This is a genomic window from Parasphingorhabdus sp. (assembly GCF_036963805.1).
In the GTDB taxonomy this organism is placed as follows: Bacteria; Pseudomonadota; Alphaproteobacteria; order Sphingomonadales; family Sphingomonadaceae; genus Parasphingorhabdus.
Genome location: NZ_JBALUN010000003.1, coordinates 335,508 through 354,590, shown reverse-complemented (window position 1 = coordinate 354,590; position 19,083 = coordinate 335,508). Strand labels below are relative to the sequence as shown.

Sequence of the window (19,083 nt, the reverse complement as noted above, 5' to 3'; positions counted from 1 at the left end):
CTGATTTGGAAGAGGGGATTTGGTGTTGGATAGTAGCGATCAGTCGAGTGGTGCGCTTGGCGAGGCAGTGGTGTTCTCGAGTATTTTGGGGATTTGCCCGATGGACGCCAGTCGGCGAAGGTGATGTATCCGCTCGACGAGATATTGCTTTTGGCCTTGCTGGGGGTGCTGGCGGGTGCCGAGAGATTCGTCGACATTGCCCGCTTCGGCAACAAGAAGCGGGAATTTCTGCGCCGGTTCCGGCCGTTCGAGGCAGGCACGCCCTCGCACGATCATTTGGGCGACATCTTCGCAACACTCGATGCCGGGAAGTTCCCGCGCTGTTTTATGGGCTGGGTTGCCTCGCTCACCGGGACCTCTGCCGAGGTGATCGCGGTCGACGCAAAGACATCGCCGTTCGCACCAGAAGGCAGGCGGCAAAGCCGCAATCCACATGGTCTCGGCCTTTGCTGCACGCGAGCGGCTGGTGCTGGGCCAGATCAAGGTCGACGGAAAGTCGAACGAGATTACCACCATCCCCAGATTACTGGCGATGATGGATATCGAGGGCACCGTCGTGACAGTTCACCCATCGAAAGCGATTGTGGAGATAGGACCCTTCGTCGACCAATCTGGCAGTGACGACGCCGTTATATGGCGCGCGGGCAATCGCGTCGCGCAGCGCTTGTTTGGCAGTGGCCAGAACCGATTGCGATTGAGATACCTGCGCTTTCGCAACGATCGAGTCTGTTTCAACCCTTCATGCCGCGCGCATACATCGAGATTATCTTGGTATCAAAGTCGGGAAAACGGCGCTGATATTTGGCGATCAGTTTCGCATCAAAGCGTCCTTCGCGTTCGCGCGGAATATCCTATGCTTAGCCGGCGCATCGGTGATCCTGTGGGGGCCAAGGATGGCTTAGGCGATGATCGTGACTGGGCTTATGTTGGCTGGGACTGTCAGTAATTTTGTGCGGGAGGCCGTTTTGTATCATCAGATGAGGAACCTTTCACCCAAGACAACGGCTAACCGGGTTTTTTCGCTTCGGTCCATTCGCGAGACGGCCTTTTCCATTCGGCCGCTGCCTAATCGAGAACGAGGTACAGCAGCTTCATGGCGGCATCGCCACCCGGAAAGTGCCCACGCGTTCGAACGGCCCGCCTAAGCTTCGAGTTCTGCGCCTCGAAGGCGTTGCCGGATGATCCGCCGGATCGGGGCACCGAACACAAAAAACGGGCTGATGTGCTCCCAAAGCCGCCGCCAGCTGAGTGCGATCGCCGGATATTTCTGGCTCCCGGGACCTTCCTCGAAGGCGTCCAGCGCGACTCCAGCGCACAAAGCGGTTATAGATCGTCTTATGGGGTCTGAAGCGTCCCGGGTTTTCCGGAGGCGGTTTCATTTGAGTCAAGCGACCATATCGAGGTTCTCGCAGGCTGCATAGTAATTAGCTTCGGCTTCGGCGGGCGGGATATGCCCGATGGGACCGAACAGGCGGTGATTGTTAAACCAGTCGACCCATCGCAGGGTTGCCATTTCCACCGCTGAAGCGTTTGGCCATGAGCGCTGCCGCCAGATCACTTCGGCTTTGTAGAGGCCGTTGATGGTCTCGGCGAGGGCGTTGTCATACGAGTCGCCGACGGCGAAGGCGGCGCATGATGCGGGGCATCATGCCAAAGTCGAGGCGACCGAGGGCACCAGCTCGGCTTCGGACAGCCGCTGGGTGTAGCTCATGGCTAAATATTGAACGCCCCTGTCGCTATGATGGATCAGGCCATCGTCGGCACTTGGCTTGCGAGCATGGATTGCCTGCTCCAGGGCATCCAGAACGAAGCCCGCCGTGGCACTGGTGCTGACCTTCCAGCCTACGATCCGCCGGGCGAAGGCGTCGATCACGAAGGCGACGTAGACGAAGCCGGTCCAGGTATGGACATAGGTGAAGTCGACGACCCACAGCGCATTAGGCCGGGTGACCTGGAACTCGCGGTTGACCCTGTCCAGCGGGCACGGTGTCTTCGGATTACTGACGGTGGTCACGCAGGTTTTTCCGCGCCTTATTCCTGCCAAGCCCATCGCGCGCATCAGCCGCTCCACGGTGCACTTGGCGACGTCGATCCCTTCGCGGCGTAGCTGGTGCCAGACTTTGCGGGTGCCATAGAGGCCGAAGCTGGCTTCGTGGACCCGCCCGATCTGCTGCCTGAGTTCATCATCGCGCCGGGCCCGCACCGAGCGCTTGTCAGGGTCGACAAGCCTTGCAGCGTGCTCGTAGTAGGACGATGGGGCGACCCGCAGTTCGCGGCAGATCGGCTCGATACCCAGTTCCTTGCGATGGTCGTCGATAAACGACATCACCATTTGCCTTGGCGGTCGAGCTCCGCCTGCGCAAAATATGCCGATGCCTTGCGAAGAATCTCGTTGGCACGGCGAAGTTCCTTTACGTCAGCGCTCCAGCAGCTTGAGGCGCTCCCGTTCACTGGCGGCTTGCGCCGCTGGCCCCGTTCGTCGGCTCGCCTCCTCACGACACCAGCGGCGCAGCGTCTTCGCCGTACAGCCGATCTTCCCAGCGATGGAGGTCATTGCCGCCCATTCCGAACCGTAATCGGCACGATGCTCACCAACCATCCGAACCGCGCGTTCGCGGACCTCAGGCGAAAACTTGTTTCTTGCGTTGCTCATTATAGCTCCTTCTCACAGATAGGAGCCTCCAGCAAACCCGGGACGCTTCAGTCCGTAAGCAGCAGGCGCATCGCGCCAGCGTAGACCATTGCGGATCACAAAGATGATCCCGCGCAATATCCGTCGGTCATCTACCCACGGCACGCCATGCGATAACGGAGACGTGGTCCAGTGAAGCTAAAATAAGGCTCTATGCCGCCCAGATATGAATGGCGTTGCCGGGCGTTGTAGACCCCGTTGATGTACTGGAAGATGGCAGCCTTATTTTAAGGCTCATTCTGAAAGCATCTTTTGCCTTGAAGCAATTCATTAGAAAATGAAGTTTCATAGATTGGGAGTATAAAAAAAGGTTTTCATCTGCTAATATGACTTTTCATGGGACTTGCCCGTTAGAAATAGAAAATCGGAAGAAAAATAGATAAAGTCATGCCAGGCAGTAAAAAAATTGATTTTTCACCTGCAAAAGCGGTTTTTCAGGAAATAGTGTTTCCGGAAAAAGCGTTACTGGCTGGTTATAGCGCTCTGATAGATGCTCTCGACTTACTGGTTCCGCTTCCCAATAAAATATTCGCAACCGGCGCTCACCACAAAGTGATAGACAACGAAAAGTCGCGCATTATGAGCTTGCGCCACCAGCCCGAGGCCACTCTTGAGGGCCATCTGGTGTTTGCTCTTAAATATGAAGGGCTAGACCTACACGTTCTGAAAGCAGTTTTCATGGCGGTCGGCGCTAACCAGATAAAAGCGATCGTTAAAGGCACGCCAACTGGAGCATATGCTCGGCGGCTGTGGTTTCTCTATGAATGGCTAACCGGCGACGCCATTGATCTGGCGGAACCCCCGGTTACCAATTACGTTGGTGTCGTTGATCCAAAACAGCAATTTTGTGTGACAGGTGTAAAGCTGCCACGCTATAAAGTGACCAACAATCTTCCTGGCACGCCGGATTTCTGCCCGATGGTATTCCGGACGGAAAAACTGGTAAATTTTCTCGCACAAGATTTGCCAACGAAGGCGCAGGAACGGATCGCGCAGTTGCCGAAAGATGTGTTGGCCAGAACAGCGGCTTTTCTGCTCTTGAAGGATTCCAAATCCAGCTATGCCATTGAAGGTGAGCGCCCTCCCCAAAATCGTATTCAACGGTGGGGCAAAGCAATTGGCGAAGCGGGCAAGCAGGCGCTCAGCCATGATGAGTTTGAGCGACTGCAAAATATCGTCATTGATGATACGCGCTTTGTAAAGCTCGGTTATCGAAACGAAGGCGGTTTCGTCGGTGAACATGATCGCACAAGTGGTGCACCGCTTCCAGATCATATCAGCGCTCGTCATGATGACATCCCCATGCTGATGGATGGCTTGATCGAGTTTTCAAATGCGCATTCCCGGGAATTGGATGCAGTGGTTGCCGCAGCCATGCTCGCCTTTGGCTTTATCTATATCCATCCGTTTGAAGATGGCAATGGCCGCTTGCACCGCTATCTCATTCATCACGCGCTTGCTCAGCGAGGCTTTAATCCGCCTGGTATTGTGTTTCCGGTTTCGGCCGCGATACTTGAAAGAATTGATGATTATCGTATCGTGCTGGAAAATCATTCAGGAAAGGCGCTGCCGCTTATCGAGTGGCATGCGACGCCTAAAAATAATGTCGAGGTGACAAACCAGACTGCCGACCTCTATCGTTATTTCGATGCGACGGCACATGCAGAATTCATCTATGAATGTGTCGCTCAAACCATTGAAATTGACTTGCCGAAAGAGGCTGAATTTCTGGAGCGCTATGATCGTTTTAACGATGCCATCCAGGCAATCGCCGATATGCCAGGTCCAACAGCTGATTTACTCCATAAATTTCTGGCACAAAATGCCGGATCACTGTCAGCACGCGCACGGAAGATAGAATTTGCAGCGCTATCTGATCATGAAGTGGCGGTAATTGAAAAGCACTACGCCGAGATATTCGATACCTGAACAGGCCATGTTGTCATGCCGGCGAAATGCCTTGGCTTATCCGCCGGGCCACAAGTATTAAGTAATTGAAATAATGCTTAAATATTCCAGTTTCTGACCAACAGGCTGCAAGTCCATAATGACCAATAATCATCATTGTGGGCCTTTTTGTGGGCTTTTTCGATCTCCGCATTGAAATAATACATATAAATCAATGGATTAAGGCCTCAATTCGAGTCCTCTTCTGGCAACCGCATTGTTAGAACTACTGTTCGCTCCAGCACCGAAAGCTATCGACGAATCTCCCGAGGCTATTGCAAACGTTCCAATGGCGTTCGCTGAATTCCCGGATGCCCAGGCCCCATGACCCATCGCAGTGGCATATATTTCAGACGCGAAACTGCTAGAACCCAACGCCATTGAATCTTGTTTACTCGCCCTACTAAAGTAACCGATCGCCGTTGAATATTGCCCAGTCGCTTGGGCTGTTCCACCGAAAGCTGACGAGCCCTCACCAGTAGCCTCAGAAAGACGGCCTACGGCCAAAGAGTAAAGGCCTGATGCAGTTGCCAATTTTCCAAAGGCGGCGGCCTGTCCGCCTGAAGCGAGGCTTTGTGTTCCTACCGCAGTCGATTCTAACCCGGTAGCATTTGCACGCTCTCCTAGGGCGACTGTGAATATCGACTGGGCTTGCGCATTATTTCCCAATGCGACGGAACGGAGGCCTGAAGCCGAGGCGCCGAAACCAACGCCAGTGGAACCGGCGCCCAGCGCGTTAGCATTGCTACCAATCGCTGTGCCTTGAATGCCAGCACTTGCTACAAGGCCAAATGCCGCGCCAGAATCGCCAACTGCGGTCGCATGCCAGCCAACCGCAGTAGTATTGCTTGCTGAAGCAATGGCTCCAGTCCCAATTGCGGTTGCAGCATTACTTGACGCTTCCGACAATGCTCCAAGAGCGGTTGCTTGATCCCCCGTTGCTTTCGTGAGTGCGCCAAGAGCGGTTGCGTAGTCCGCTGATGCTTTCGCTTCGGCACCAACCACTGTCGCGTTGGGTCCAGTTGCTTCAGAATAAGCGCCAACAGCGGTTGCGTAGTCTGCCGTTGCTTTAGAATAAGCGCCACATTCGGTTGTAAGTGAAAGCGCCCCGCCATTTAAATTACATTCCGGCGTATTATCGGCCCAGGCCGGGCTGGCAATGGCCAGCGCGATGCTGCTGACACCGCAAGTCGCGGCAATTTTCAATATTTTATGGTGTGCGTTCATTTTGTCATCCCCAAAAGCGTACCATTCCGTGGCCAAAGGTTGCGCGCCGAATTGCGTTCCTTCGCGAAAATATGGTTTGCTAATTAGGGAAGGGGAGCGTGAGCCAAAATACCGCGTTTGCGGTAGGGAATGACGACGACGAAATTTCTATATGCCGACGCATGACTGCATTGTTACGTTTGGTGTTCGATGGGCAATTGGTGAACGGGAATGTCACTAGCAATTGTCGAGAATTCGGCATAATAAACGCCGTAAGGTCATATTGAATGCCACTTAAGGTAAAGCCCATGATCCGCGTAATAATTATTGAAGATGATCCCGTTACGGTTAACCGCTTCCAGATTGCTCTGGAACAGGCTGATGATATTGAGGTGGTTGCGGTTGCCGGTAATGTGGCCAGTGGCTTGCTTCTAATCGAAGCGGGTGGCTATGATGTATTGCTTTGTGATCTTGGGTTACCCGACGGCAGCGGTATTTCACTGATCCGTGTTTCTGCGGCTCTGCACCCCAATGCGGATATAATCGTCGTCACTATTTTTACCGATCAGGTCAAAGTATTAGATAGCATCAAGGCGGGCGCGCGCGGATATCTTCTCAAAGACGAAAATTTTGAAAATTGTATCGAAAATATTCGCAATATCCGTATGGGCGGCTCCCCGATTAGTCCGGTTATCGCTCGGCAGCTGTTGATACAATTACAGCCTAAAAGTGATACAAACAAGACATTGGTTGAACCATTGTCCGTGCGAGAAATCGAGATTCTCAACATGCTTGCGCGCGGTTTTAGCAATCCGGAAATCGCGGAATTATTGTCTGTTTCCAAATTGACAATTGGCACTCATGTCAAAAATATTTATCGTAAATTGGACGTCAATTCACGTACCGAGGCTGTGTTTGAAGGGTCCAGCCTTGGCATAATTGATGTTCATTAGCCGCTATTGGCGGTGGTTAGCTGCCATATTATTTGTAAGCATCCTTGGTGTCTTATCATTGGGGTTAAGTCGACAAAATGTTGAGGACATTCATTTCCACAATAACGGAAAATCAGACGTAATATCGCAAAGGGTGATAGATTTTTCGAAAGCGGATTATGCCTTTTCGACTTCAAAAACTATTCCCAAATCAGGGTGGGCTCCTGGCAATGTTCCCGATAAAAAATTACTGCCTCTGGCCTATGCGGCAAAAATTGATCCACCGACTTTTTGGGCAAAAATGCAATTTGACCGCCAAATATTTGATCAACAGCCCATCGCTCTATTCATCAAATCCGTCGAACAAAATTATCAAGTCTATTTGAACGGTAACCAGATCTACCGTTCGGCCACAGATAGGAGTGGCCGCACTCTTGGCTGGAATCATCCGCTTTATTTGCCTATTCCCGCTGCCTTGCTTTTGCCGCGCAAAAATGAACTAGTTATCCGTGTCGAAACGGCCCCACCGCAATTGCTTTCCATGGGTACGATTAAGGTTGGACCGGACGCTGTTGTAAAGAAACAGTATGAATGGCAAAAATTTTTCGAAATCAGCGGCCCACAAATCGTTAGCGGCTATCTGTTAGTGCTTGTTATTGGAGCGATCACCTTCTGGGCCAGACGTCCGAAAGAATATATATATGGATGGATATCTTTGGTCGGACTGGTTTGGATTTTTCGCAATTTGCATTATTTTATTCAAAACTCACCGATAGAAAGAGAGCTATTCTACACTTTAACGACTGATTCAATATTTGCCTTGTTGGCCATTGTGTTTGGTATGTCGGTATCGTATTTTCGATTGCCCAATGCCCGGTGGGTCTATTCCTTTATCTTTGGCACATGTGGCATCGCATTAGTATCGCGGCGTATCCTTACCGAAAATTTATTGAGTGAACTGCCCAGTTTTTTGCTGGTCGTTCCACTTTGTATCGTCATGCTATTTTTGCTTGCGCGGGCAAGCTTCAGATCAACAGAGGTAAATTATTGGTCCATGTTTTTTGCCATAACGGTCGCAGTATTATTTTCATTTCACGATCTGTTAATTTCGGTCAGCGCCTTTAAGGGCGCGGCAGTTGCCATCCAACCTTATGGGGGCTTATTGATCTTTGCCACGTTCGATGCGACTTTGACCAATCGTCTGCAAACCGCTCTTATCCATGTCGAAGATGTCAATCTCAGGCTTGAAGCACGGGTCTCAGAGGTTACTCAAAACCTAATCCAGAGTGAAGCTGAACGAGCGCGATTGCAGGTTACGCTTGCCGTTGAAGAAGAACGCGAACGTATGATGCGTGAAATTCACGACGGGATAGGGTCTAGCCTCATCACCGCTCTTGCAGGCGCAAAAAAGCGCATGGAGTCACCACAGACAATTGAAACGCTTTCCCGCTCGCTTACGGATTTGCGCATTGGAGTGGATTCGCTGGATCCCATAGAGGGTGACATTGTCGCTCTTTTGGCAAATTTGCGCCATCGTGTGGAACGAGAACTAAACAGCGCTGGCCTGGAAATTATATGGGACGTTCAATCCTTGCCGCCGTTAAAATGGCTCGATCCGGCGGGAGCGTTACATATTTTACGGATATTACAGGAAACCATTGGCAATATACTGACGCATGCACAGGCAACGGTTGTACAGTTCGGTTGCAGAGTGGCAACGCACAATCATGCTGCTGGCGTGATCATTCAGATCGGCGATAACGGTACAGGCTTTTTAACTAAGGGTGATTTTCAAGGTAAGGGTCTAGGAAATATGGCTGCTAGAGCGTCGGCTTTGCACGGACATTTTTCCTGCGATAGCTCCATTGGCAAGGGGACGACAAATTCGATTTGGTTGCCAATGGAAAATCCGCATATAACTGAGATCAGGGTCACGTTAGAATAAATGATGTGGTACTTTAGATATGTGTTGCCTCGCGCTACAACCGTTTAGCTACCGAACCGGTTCTAATCCAAATGCGTAAGCGCGAGAACAATGTCGCGGAGTTGATCCGTTTGTTCATATACCGGCATGCCTTCGTTAGTCGCTTGTTCTAACTCTTTGACTTCATAGGCCCAGCGTTTGAGTAATTCGGACTTCATTGTTTTGGGCAAGTCTGTTGCGATCAACTGGTCAGGAGTTTCGAATACGCCTTCCGGATCAAGCAATGCGGCGTTCAAATCCAAACCATTTTTTATGGCGTCCGATCGCAGAGTTTCAAGATAGATGCGCCGGTCTATATATGATTTAACCTCAAGTTCCGACGGGAAGACTTTTCCAAAGGCATAATATTCGCTGTCACTGACTCGCAAATAGCTTTCTCCATTATAGGCCCGCTGCTCGGTATCCGAAACAATGCCTAGAAATTGATCCTCGAATATTTCCTGATTTTCGGGCAAGCCATGCACATGGACATCGCTACCGGAATGGGCGGATAAAATTCGCACCGCACGTTTTTCATCGCCGTCATTCCATGTCCGAACCCACAGCAATAGACCGCCATGGTCCAGTTGGTCGGCTATATACTCGGCATGGTGTTGGCCGACGATTTTGGCAAGAATGGTCCCAATCGCTCCGCCACCGCCGCCCGCGAGTGCTACGGCAAGCGCGGCAGCGGCCAGCGTCCCGCCAGAAGCAATGACCGGGACGAGACCGGCAAATGCGCCGAGATAGATGAGGCTGCCAATTATTGCCCCTTCGGCGTCACCAATAGATTCGACCGGAATATAGGCAGTCGTTGGAACTGCCGAATTATCTTCCAGTTCTGCGACTTTTTTAAATTGGCCGCCAAGTTTTTCTTCCACTGCTGTTATCGGGGCGAGCAGGCTGATCTCGGATCTGTCAAAACCGTGGCTCAGCAGGTCATCTATTGCAGATTGCAGATTTTTTTCCGATTGAAAGACGCCGACAGCTTCCCGAATAGTTGGTGTTTCGATATGCGCCATGATTTGTCCTTCAATTATTAGGTGGCATGCAGAAGTCGCCGCAATGCGCTTGTTTTGCCGTCCGCAAACTCTAGCTTGCCTGGGTCAGGCGCAGATAGGGGCGCAGTTCGTCCCAACCTTCGGGAAATAATTTTTTAGCTTCGTCATTGTTGATCGACGGTGGAATAATGACCTTTCCGCCCGGCAGCCAGTCGGCTGGTGTTGCGATGTGCCGTTTATCTCCAAGTTGTAGCGCATCAATGACCCGTAACATTTCATCAAAATTCCGACCCACACTCATTGGATAGGTCATAGTCAGCCGGATTTTTTTATCCGGATCTATAATGAACACAGAGCGCACCGCAGCAGTGTCACTCTCGCTCGGATGGATCATGTCGTAAAGCTTAGCAATCTTGCAATCAGGGTCAGCGACGATCGGGAACTGCAGGTCCGTATTTTGTGTATCATTGACATCCGCAATCCATTTCAGGTGTTCGGCAACACTATCGGTGGACAGGCCTAACGGCTTGGTCTTGCGGTTTCGAAATTCCTCTACGAGCTGTGATGTCCGGCCCATTTCCGTTGTACAAACCGGCGTAAAGTCAGCCGGATGACTGAAGAAGAAAACCCAACTATCTCCAGCCCAATTATGAAAATCGATATGGCCTTGCGTTGTTTCAATTGAGAAATTTGGCGCGATATCGCCAATATGTAAAGACATAGCTATTACTCCTTGATGGGCGTGTTCGCGGTATTGAACCCGAAATCTGATACAGATAGTTAAATGGCCAACCGGTGTGACTAAATCAGGGATAATACTTAACTGTCAGATCTGCGTCGAAATTGTAGACCTGTGCGTAGGCAATATTAGGGAAAGCGTTCTCCCATAGCAGAAATGCTCAGATAGTTTTCAGCCGCTCGGCTGTGTACATAAAATAGGTTATCACATTTGATGTGATGAGACTCTGGACTTATCACATTATAATGTGATATTGATGTGCCATAAGTATTGTAAAAGGGCATATATATGAGCAAAATATTGATAGAACAGCTGATCGATCTGATCGATTCCGGTACAGAAACCCGTACCGGCCTAGCACGTGCTGCCGGTCTTCACCCGAATAGCTTGCGCGCCTTGGGCCAGCCTGACTGGAATCCGACGGCCGAAACTCTCGGCAAGTTAGAAAAATATCTTTCGCGTGGTGGCAGCGGTGTGATGGCGACAGCGGAAGAAATTATCAATGAAGCGCGTAACGGTCGCATGTATATTCTGGTGGATGACGAAGACCGCGAAAATGAAGGCGATCTTATCATTCCCGCCCAGATGGCGACGCCTGATGCTATTAACTTCATGGCCAAATATGGACGTGGGCTAATCTGTCTAGCGATGTCAAAGAACCGGGTCGAAGAACTAGGACTCGACATGATGAGCCAGAATAACCGAACGGCCCATGAGACCGCATTCACAATCTCCATTGAAGCGCGCGAAGGCGTAACCACCGGAATTTCGGCCGCGGATCGTGCGCGTACCGTGGCTGTCGCCATTGATGGCACCAAAGGTATGAGCGAGATTGTCACGCCCGGCCACGTGTTCCCGTTGCAAGCTCGAAATGGCGGTGTGCTCGTGCGTGCTGGTCATACGGAGGCTGCTGTTGATGTATCCCGCCTTGCGGGGCTTAATCCGTCCGGCGTGATTTGCGAGATCATGAAGGACGATGGTGAAATGGCTCGCTTGGACGACCTTATAGAGTTTGCCCAACATCACGGTATGAAAATCGGCACGATTCGGGACTTGATCGCTTATCGTTTGCGCAATGATCATCTCGCTGAGAAGCGTGCCGAGGCGACATTCCACAGCCGCTGGGGTGGAGAGTGGAAGGCAATTACATTTTACAATACCGCGACCGAATCGGAGCAGATTGTCGTGCAAAAGGGGCATATTGACCCTGATCGCCCGACCTTGGTGCGGATGCATGCCACTTCTATGTTCGATGATGTATTTGGCAAAGCAGGAGACCATTCCGGCATGTTGGCAGAATCGATGAAAATCATCGGTGAAATTGGGTCAGGGATTATTGTATTCATAAGCCCTCGGACAGCGGATTTCTATTCTAGGCAAGTGGGGCGCCTAAATGGCGAAAAGCCAGCGGATATGGATCAGATTCGTGATTATGGCGTAGGCGCGCAGATACTTACTGAATTGGGCGTAAGCGATATGGAATTGCTGTCGAACACCAGCCATGATCTGGTTGGTCTTGATGCATATGGTTTGTGCATCGTTGGCCAACGGGCGATACCCAGCGGTGAACTTATCACTGAATTGGAGGCCGCATAATGGCTAAATTTCTGATCGTTGAAGCCCGTTTTTATGACCATCTAAACGATATGCTGCTTGATGGCGCAAAGGCGGCCCTGGAATCTGCGGGCCATGCGTTTGAAACTCTTACTGTTCCTGGTGCCTTGGAAATACCAGGGGCAATCTCTTTAGCTATTGATAGTGCCCAGTTTGACGGATTTGTTGCTCTTGGTGTCGTACTTCGTGGCGAGACATATCATTTCGAAATTGTTTCCAACGAAAGTGCGCGGGGCATTATGGCGCTGACCCTAGATGGAGCGGCAATCGGGAACGGTATCATTACAGTTGAGAATGAAGCGCAGGCTTTGGCACGGGCCGATAAGGGCCAGAAAGACAAAGGCGGAGAGGCCGCAAAAGCAGCGGTCGCCATGTTTGAACTGGGGCAGCGCTTTACCTAAATCTTTAGCGGTTGCCGCTCTTGCGTTTCATATAGCGAGGGCGTATAGTTACATATGAAACTATACGCCCTCGCTTGTAAGGAACGTACTGATGGCTGATCTCTTTGAAAACCCGGCAGGTCTCGACGGCTTTGAATTTGTAGAATTTTGTGCGCCAGAAAAAGGCGTCCTCGAACCCGTGTTCGAGGTGATGGGCTTTACGCTGATCGCGCAACACCGGTCCAAGGATGTACATCTTTGGCGGCAGGGGCAAATTAACCTCATCATTAACTATGAGCCTAGATCGGCGGCCTGGTATTTTGCCCGTGAACATGGTCCATCAGCCTGCGGCATGGCATTTCGGGTCAAGGACGCTCGCAAGGCTTATGATCATTTGCTGGCCAAAGGTGCAGAGCCTGTCGCGGTACAAACCGGGCCCATGGAATTACATATTCCCGCGATACGCGGTATTGGCGGGGCGATTGTATATCTCGTCGACCGTTATGCCGATGAAGAACGCGGCGCAGTGTTATCGATCTATGATATCGACTTTGAATATCTTGACGGCGTGGATCGCAATCCGGTTGGAGCAGGTTTTAACATTATCGACCATCTAACCCATAATGTTTATGGCGGACGGATGGCTTATTGGGCGGATTATTACGAAAGCCTATTCAATTTTCGGGAAATCCGTTTCTTTGACATTAAAGGTGAATATACCGGCCTGACATCCAAAGCATTGACGGCTCCAGATGGCAAAATCCGCATTCCGCTCAACGAAGAGGGCGAGGGCGGCAAGGGCCAGATCGAAGAATTTCTTCGAGAATTTAACGGTGAAGGCATCCAGCATATTGCGCTCATCTGTGACGATCTGATCGCCTGCTGGGACCGGCTTAAGAAACTCGGCGTGCCATTTATGACCGCGCCGCCCAATAGCTATTATGAAATGCTGGATGGCCGTTTGCCCGGTCATGGCGAGGACGTCGCTGCCCTGCAATCGCGAGGGATATTGCTGGATGGCACAACCGAAGGCGGGGAACCGCGGCTGCTATTGCAGATTTTTGCTGAAGCACAGGTCGGGCCGGTATTTTTTGAATTTATCCAGCGCAAAGGCGATGATGGCTTTGGCGAGGGCAATTTCAAAGCACTTTTCGAAAGCATTGAGCGCGACCAAGTCGCGCGCGGGGTGCTTAATGTGGAAGAACCGGTCCTATGACACAGCTGCCATCTCCTAGAATTAACGGCATCCATCATGTTGCCTATCGCTGTAAAGATGCCAAAGAAACGGTGGAATTTTATCAGCGTGTTTTGGGCATGCCGTTCACGGTCGCATTCTCGGAAGACTATGTCCCGTCAACCGGGGCCTATGACCCTTATATGCATGTGTTTCTGGATGCCGGTGGCGGCAATATTCTGGCGTTTTTCGAACTGCCTGAACAGCCGGAAATGGGCAGAGATCAAAATACTCCGGAATGGGTTCAGCATATCGCGTTTCAGGCGCCTACGATGGATGACCTGATGGCGGCAAAGGCACGAGCCGAAGCCGAAGGGCTGGAAGTCATCGGGCCAACCAACCATGGTATTTTCAAATCTATTTATTTCTTTGACCCCAATGGCCACCGGCTCGAACTGGCTTGCAATACCGGAACAGCCGAAGAAATGGCCGAATTAGAACGGGTCGCGCCCGACATGCTGGAAGAATGGAGTCGCACCAAAAAGGCTCCGCAACATGCTGCATGGCTGCATGAAAAGGCCCGTGACGAACATTAAACCTGCATGTTGATTGTTCCTGCATTCCGGCGCACTATGCTCGTTCATTGGTCACTCTTCAGCAACAGGTGGGATATTTATGAAACTCGCAACGCTCAAAAATGATTCACGCGATGGCCGGTTGGTTGTGGTCTCTAAAGACCTCACCCGTTGCTGCGAGGCGAATAATATCGCACCCACTTTGCAAGCCGCCTTGGACAATTGGGACGTTTGCGCCCCCAAGCTCGAAGCCTTGTACAGGGATGTGGAGCATCAAGTCGTACCTTGCGAACGTTTTCATGAGCGGGAAGCCCATTCTCCTCTGCCCCGCGCCTATCAATGGGCGGACGGAAGCGCCTATATCAATCATGTCGAGCTTGTCCGCAAAGCGCGCGGCGCAGAAGTGCCGGAGAGTTTTTATAGCGACCCCCTGATGTATCAGGGGGGCTCCGATGCCTTTCTGGCGCCCCGTGATCCGATTCCCTTGGGTGATCCGAAATGGGGTTGTGACATGGAGGGCGAAGTGGCCGTTATCACTGGCGACGTGCCTGCGGGCGTGAGCGCGGAAGATGCAGCCGGCCACATCAAGCTGATCATGCTGTGCAACGACGTCAGCCTGCGCGGGCTTATCCCCGGCGAACTGGCCAAGGGATTTGGCTTTTTTCAGTCCAAGCCGCCTAGCGCATTTTCTCCCGTATGTGTGACGCCCGACGAGTTGGGCGATGCGTGGAAAGGGTCCGTCATTCATCTTCCACTGCAAATCGATTATAACCGCGAACCATTTGGCCGCGCCAATGCCGGTGTCGATGCAACATTTAATCTTGCACAGCTAGTGGCCCATGCGGCCAAAACGCGGCCCTTATCTGCGGGTACGATTATCGGTTCGGGCACTGTGTCTAATCAGGATGCTGACGGAGGGCCCGGCAAGCCGGTGTCCGAAGGCGGGCTGGGCTATAGCTGCATCGCAGAAATCCGGATGATCGAGACAATCAACGATGGCGCGCCCAAGACACCGTTTATGAGCGCTGGCGATACGGTGAAAATCCAGATGCTGGATACGGATGGCCATTCGATATTTGGGGCGATCCGGCAGGATGTCGTCGCGGTTTGATGGGGTTAGTTGTTGGGTGATTTTGGTATCCACACTGATAGCGGGCATTGGATTTAGTTGATCCGAGCTTTCGATAACGGCAAACTTATTGCCCACGATAAGCCGCGGGGGAGGTGAGATGAATTATTCGGAACGCATAAAGAAACTAAGCTTAACTGTAACGTATTGGCTGTGTTTTCCTGCTCTCGCTCTTACTACAGCATGCAATTCTTCGCTTGTCGAAGAAGCCAAGCAAGCGGAAAATGACGGCAGGATAATCAGCAATGAAGCGATGTCAGAGTTGTACCCACAATCATTTCGTCCTGGGTCGCCAAAGTATTTAGAAAGAGATTTCGAAGCAGGGGCGGATTTCATTTGCGATGAAATTAAAGCTCAATATCAGCGCGATATATGCACGGAGGGAAAAATTAATTGGAGAACATAAACTCCAATTTGACGAATTCATTGATCATTTTTCATCCGAAGCACGCTCAAACCGGCACAGCCGTTTCATATTTGATTCGCTGCATCGCAAAGCTGGCGGATACATTGGATAAAGGGACCGCCTTGATCAGCTTTTTATATACCCGGTCATAGTCGGCGACATCGCGGACCAGCAGCTTGAGCAGATAGTCCACTTTGCAGATCATATGGTAATCCAGAGGACCACTAACCCTAGCCACTTCCATATGAAGTTTACAAAGGACACATGGTCCTTTTAGGCTGTTTAGTGCGCGGAATTTATTCCAAAGTTCACACAAACCACACCCCCTTTTGCGCGTGCGGGGATTTGTTTGGGATCAATATTCAAAGCTGAGAAAGAGCGTGATTAGAATAGCATGGCGGCGGCCTTGTAGGAAAGCGCTTGGCTCACTCTACCCTAGTCGGGTAGCTTGTGCGGGCGAACCCCAAGTTGCTCATACAAGAACCGCGTGGTTGCGTTTTCCGTCCGACTTGATCGTCACGGTCTTGCCAATCAGGTCGGTGTTTTCCGGCGTGTTTTCCAGCAATCCGATGCACGGAATTCCGTTCTCATCTTGCAACCAAAGCGTCGCCGCGCCAGCGACTCCCTTCACATAGGGCAGGACATAGCTTTTGATGATGCTGTCTCCCGACATGAAATGGGCTGGTTTAGTGCCTTTGTCGGGCCCCATGTAATTGGGCGTGGCGATCAAGTCCGGTGTCCAGCCTGCTTTCACTGGCTGTGCGGCATAAATGCCAACCGATTCCTTGCTGATCGCGCCGCCATTGGCCGAGATCATGCCGGGCTTGCTGCCATCTTTGCGGAGGGTCTGAATCATGGCCACAATGGCATGGGTGCTGTAACTATTACCGGGACCACCGAAAAAGCTCAACCCGCCGGTCAATGTATAGCTCGAAAGCGAGCGGTCCGGCTGCTTCAGCGCCTCTATTGCCAGCGATACGGCAACAGGGAAACAGCTATAAATATCGATTGGACCGATATCACCGGCATTCAAATCGGCAAGGTCCAACGCTTTGCCCACGGCCCAGTCAATGGCAGGGGACCGCGACAGGTCTATCTGTTCGCTGATAAGGGGCGCACTTGAATCTGCGCCGCTATGGAGAAACACCAACCTATCTTCTGCAATGCCGAGATCGGCTGCATGACCGGCGGTGGTCAGGATCACCGCCCCGCCTAATGCGACAGCATCCTGCGCGACCATCCAGCGGCGATAGGGATCGTTTAACTGATAATTGCCGCCGCCATCTTGCAGCAATTCTTCCGCGCTCCAGTTTTTTGCAAATTGGGCATGCTCGCGAGAAGTCGAAACAGTGGAAAAAGCAGACCATAAAGCGGCCATATCTTTGGCATAGCTTGCGCGGTCCATATTCAGACGGTTGCGCCGCGCATTTTCTAGTAAGCCATAAGCTATGGGCATGGAGATAATGCCGTGGCGTATTTCATATTTGGTAAGGATTGAGAAATCCGTACGCTTGTCGATAAAGTCACGGTCCGAAGGCTGATTCCAGTCCATCTCATGGCCGGATTTACGGGCCCGTTTCACTGTGCCAATGGCTTCAGAACCGCAGACTATGGCGGATTTGATCTTCCCTTCATAAAGCTGGATGGCCAGTTCGTTAATATGTTTTTGCGGGCTTTGACCGCCGACATCACCATAGACGAGCTGCGCAGGATCGAGCCCCGATGCCTGCGCTATGGCATCGGGTAGATTGTCTGGTGATCCATATTGATGCATTACGCCGCTGTCCTGAAACAGGCGGGTGGCGAGCAGGCAATCGATCGAGGCTGCAAGTTTTCCGGCTGCACCACTATCTGTAAGCGCGGCCTTGACCGCTGCGGATGCCAGATCAACGGGGGATGGCCATTCGAGACCCAGAGATTGTCCGCTTGCTTCGCCAACGCCTATTAATACTGGTGCTTGCCGATCCAAAATAGCCATGCTTGTTAGTCCCTCTAAATTAAAAGTTCATTGATCAGTTAAAACTGATAACAGACAGGTTGATGGATGCACCTGGTAAATTGAGGAAATAGCGATGAGCGGATGGCCGGAACTGAAATGGGATGTGGAACCAACCGGGCCTTTAAAGGGCTTGAAAATTGTGGACATGTCTACGGTTGTCCTTGGTCCTTTTGCTACATTAAACTTTGCCGATATGGGGGCAGATGTCATCAAGATTGAGAATGATCAGGGCAAGTTTGCCGGCGATATGATGCGCCATGCCGGCGATAGTCCTACCGGTGATTTGGGGCCCATTTTTACCGCGCTCAATCGCAACAAGAAATCGATCACGATCAATGCGAAAGACGACGACGACAAGGCGGTCATCATGGAGCTGCTGAAACATGCTGATGTGTTTTTTCACAATGTCCGGATGGCAGGGATGGAGCGGCTGGGGCTTGACTATGAAGCGGTTAAGGCGATTAATCCGGGCATCGTATATGTTCATTGTGCGGGCTTTGGCCAAGGCGGGGACTATTCACACCGGCAGGCTTATGATGATCTGATCCAGTGTGCCTCCGGCTTTGCATCCCTGTTCGAGATGCGCGGCGATAACGGACGGCCGCTCTACGCACCATCGCTAATTGCAGATAAAACCATCGGCCTTTTTGCAGTCAATGCCACGCTTGCTGCCATGTACCATAAAGAGAAAACCGGCGAGGGCCAGTTCGTGGAAGTGCCGATGTTTGAAGCCTTTACCTGGTTTAACATGGTCGAAAATCTGTGGGGCGAGACATTTATTCCTGGCAATGGCCGTCTTGCCTATAGCCGATCGGTTAATCCTAATCGCAAGCCTTATCCGACCAAAGACGGATATATTGGCTTGGTTCCCTATAGTGACGGACAATGGGAAAAGTTTTTTGAGCTGGGCGGGAAACCGGGTGTTTTTGACGAACCCCGTTTTGCAACCTATTCCGAACGCACGAAGAATATTACAGCGCTCTACGCCCTGATCGAGGAAATTGCGGCGACCAAAACCACTGACGAATGGTTGGTACTGATGGATGAACATAATATCCCGGCCATGCGCTATAACCAGATTGCTGACGTGCTCTCTGATCCGCATTTGGAACAAGTTGGCTTCTGGACCGAGCGTGAGGGCAAGAAAGCCGGCAAATATCGTTCGATCAAACATCCGGTTTATTATTCAGCCAGTCCGGCCAATGTCTATGCCGATCCGCCGATATTGGGTGCGGATAATGACGAGATCAGAAATGCTATCGGACATCCTAAAAAGGCGGATTGAATCGCGCTAAAGCCAGTCCCAATCTAGTGTCATAAAAAACC

At 51.4% G+C, this 19,083-nt stretch carries 16 protein-coding genes, 4 pseudogenes and 1 other annotated feature; of the genes and pseudogenes, 11 read left to right on the top strand and 9 right to left on the bottom strand.

Annotated features, from left to right (window positions below):
- Positions 1-123: 123 nt before the first annotated feature.
- Positions 124-621 carry an ISAs1 family transposase gene (locus tag V7676_RS18845; protein WP_164089030.1) on the top strand — a complete coding sequence of 166 codons (498 nt, stop codon included), beginning with the start codon at positions 124-126 and terminating at the stop codon, positions 619-621.
- 119 nt (positions 622-740) lie between these two features.
- Here V7676_RS18845 and V7676_RS11645 read toward each other — a convergent pair.
- From V7676_RS11645 to V7676_RS11630, 4 pseudogenes are all read right to left on the bottom strand, one after another.
- Positions 741-848 (bottom strand): annotated as a pseudogene (locus V7676_RS11645) (transposase); the annotation flags it as partial.
- Between the two features lie 125 nt (positions 849-973).
- Positions 974-1,303 (bottom strand): annotated as a pseudogene (locus V7676_RS11640) (transposase); the annotation flags it as partial.
- An 81-nt stretch (positions 1,304-1,384) separates the two neighbouring features.
- A pseudogene (locus V7676_RS11635) lies at positions 1,385-2,653 on the bottom strand (IS3 family transposase).
- Positions 2,257-2,371, bottom strand: a sequence feature (AL1L pseudoknot). (Overlaps the previous pseudogene by 115 nt.)
- Positions 2,654-2,704: 51 nt before the next feature.
- Positions 2,705-2,812 (bottom strand): annotated as a pseudogene (locus V7676_RS11630) (transposase); the annotation flags it as partial.
- A gap of 267 nt (positions 2,813-3,079) precedes the next feature.
- Between V7676_RS11630 and V7676_RS11625 the strand changes: the two are divergent.
- On the top strand, positions 3,080-4,621 hold the full coding sequence (locus V7676_RS11625; protein WP_100093428.1) for a Fic family protein: 1,542 nt from the start codon (positions 3,080-3,082) through the stop codon (positions 4,619-4,621).
- Positions 4,622-4,819: 198 nt separating this feature from the next.
- On the opposite strand, the gene V7676_RS11620 is transcribed toward V7676_RS11625, so the two are convergent.
- Positions 4,820-5,866 (bottom strand): hypothetical protein, encoded by a 1,047-nt coding sequence (locus V7676_RS11620; RefSeq protein WP_335659870.1) that lies wholly within the window; start codon positions 5,864-5,866, stop codon positions 4,820-4,822.
- Between the two features lie 287 nt (positions 5,867-6,153).
- On the opposite strand from V7676_RS11620, the gene V7676_RS11615 reads away from it, so the two are divergent.
- On the top strand, positions 6,154-6,798 hold the full coding sequence (locus V7676_RS11615; protein ID WP_335659869.1) for a response regulator transcription factor: 645 nt from the start codon (positions 6,154-6,156) through the stop codon (positions 6,796-6,798).
- Positions 6,788-8,722: a sensor histidine kinase gene (locus V7676_RS11610; protein WP_335659868.1), complete on the top strand. Its 1,935-nt coding sequence runs from the start codon at positions 6,788-6,790 to the stop codon at positions 8,720-8,722. Before V7676_RS11615 ends, V7676_RS11610 begins: the two co-directional genes overlap by 11 nt.
- Before the next feature lie 62 nt (positions 8,723-8,784).
- Here V7676_RS11610 and V7676_RS11605 read toward each other — a convergent pair whose 3' ends face one another.
- Positions 8,785-9,762, bottom strand: coding sequence for a hypothetical protein (locus V7676_RS11605; protein WP_335659867.1), 978 nt, complete (start codon positions 9,760-9,762; stop codon positions 8,785-8,787).
- A 70-nt stretch (positions 9,763-9,832) separates the two neighbouring features.
- The gene (locus V7676_RS11600; RefSeq protein ID WP_335659866.1) at positions 9,833-10,462 is read right to left on the bottom strand and encodes a peroxiredoxin; all 630 of its coding nucleotides are present in this window, start codon (positions 10,460-10,462) and stop codon (positions 9,833-9,835) included.
- A gap of 306 nt (positions 10,463-10,768) precedes the next feature.
- Between V7676_RS11600 and ribB the strand changes: the two genes are divergently transcribed.
- From ribB to V7676_RS11570, 6 genes are all read left to right on the top strand, one after another.
- Positions 10,769-12,076 (top strand): 3,4-dihydroxy-2-butanone-4-phosphate synthase, encoded by a 1,308-nt coding sequence (gene ribB / locus V7676_RS11595; RefSeq protein WP_335659865.1) that lies wholly within the window; start codon positions 10,769-10,771, stop codon positions 12,074-12,076.
- Positions 12,076-12,495: a 6,7-dimethyl-8-ribityllumazine synthase gene (gene ribH, locus V7676_RS11590; protein ID WP_335659864.1), complete on the top strand. Its 420-nt coding sequence runs from the start codon at positions 12,076-12,078 to the stop codon at positions 12,493-12,495. Before ribB ends, ribH begins: the two co-directional genes overlap by 1 nt.
- A gap of 91 nt (positions 12,496-12,586) precedes the next feature.
- Positions 12,587-13,690, top strand: coding sequence for a 4-hydroxyphenylpyruvate dioxygenase (gene hppD / locus V7676_RS11585; RefSeq protein ID WP_335659863.1), 1,104 nt, complete (start codon positions 12,587-12,589; stop codon positions 13,688-13,690).
- Positions 13,687-14,244, top strand: a complete 558-nt coding sequence (locus V7676_RS11580) for a VOC family protein (protein WP_335659862.1) — start codon at positions 13,687-13,689, stop codon at positions 14,242-14,244. Before hppD ends, V7676_RS11580 begins: the two co-directional genes overlap by 4 nt.
- Before the next feature lie 79 nt (positions 14,245-14,323).
- Entirely contained in the window at positions 14,324-15,334 is a 1,011-nt protein-coding gene (locus V7676_RS11575) for a fumarylacetoacetate hydrolase family protein (protein WP_335659861.1), read from the top strand.
- Between the two features lie 118 nt (positions 15,335-15,452).
- Positions 15,453-15,758 (top strand): hypothetical protein, encoded by a 306-nt coding sequence (locus tag V7676_RS11570; RefSeq protein ID WP_335659860.1) that lies wholly within the window; start codon positions 15,453-15,455, stop codon positions 15,756-15,758.
- 46 nt (positions 15,759-15,804) lie between these two features.
- On the opposite strand, the gene V7676_RS11565 is transcribed toward V7676_RS11570, so the two are convergent.
- Together V7676_RS11565 and V7676_RS11560 are read right to left on the bottom strand one after the other, a co-directional pair.
- On the bottom strand, positions 15,805-15,963 hold the full coding sequence (locus V7676_RS11565; RefSeq protein WP_335659859.1) for an Lrp/AsnC ligand binding domain-containing protein: 159 nt from the start codon (positions 15,961-15,963) through the stop codon (positions 15,805-15,807).
- Between the two features lie 267 nt (positions 15,964-16,230).
- A complete protein-coding gene (locus tag V7676_RS11560; RefSeq protein WP_335659858.1) occupies positions 16,231-17,736 on the bottom strand; it encodes a hypothetical protein in 1,506 nt (501 codons plus the stop codon).
- Positions 17,737-17,830: 94 nt separating this feature from the next.
- On the opposite strand from V7676_RS11560, the gene V7676_RS11555 reads away from it, so the two are divergent.
- Complete coding sequence (locus V7676_RS11555; protein WP_335659857.1) at positions 17,831-19,042, top strand: CaiB/BaiF CoA transferase family protein; 1,212 nt, start codon at positions 17,831-17,833, stop codon at positions 19,040-19,042.
- Positions 19,043-19,083 lie beyond the last annotated feature (41 nt).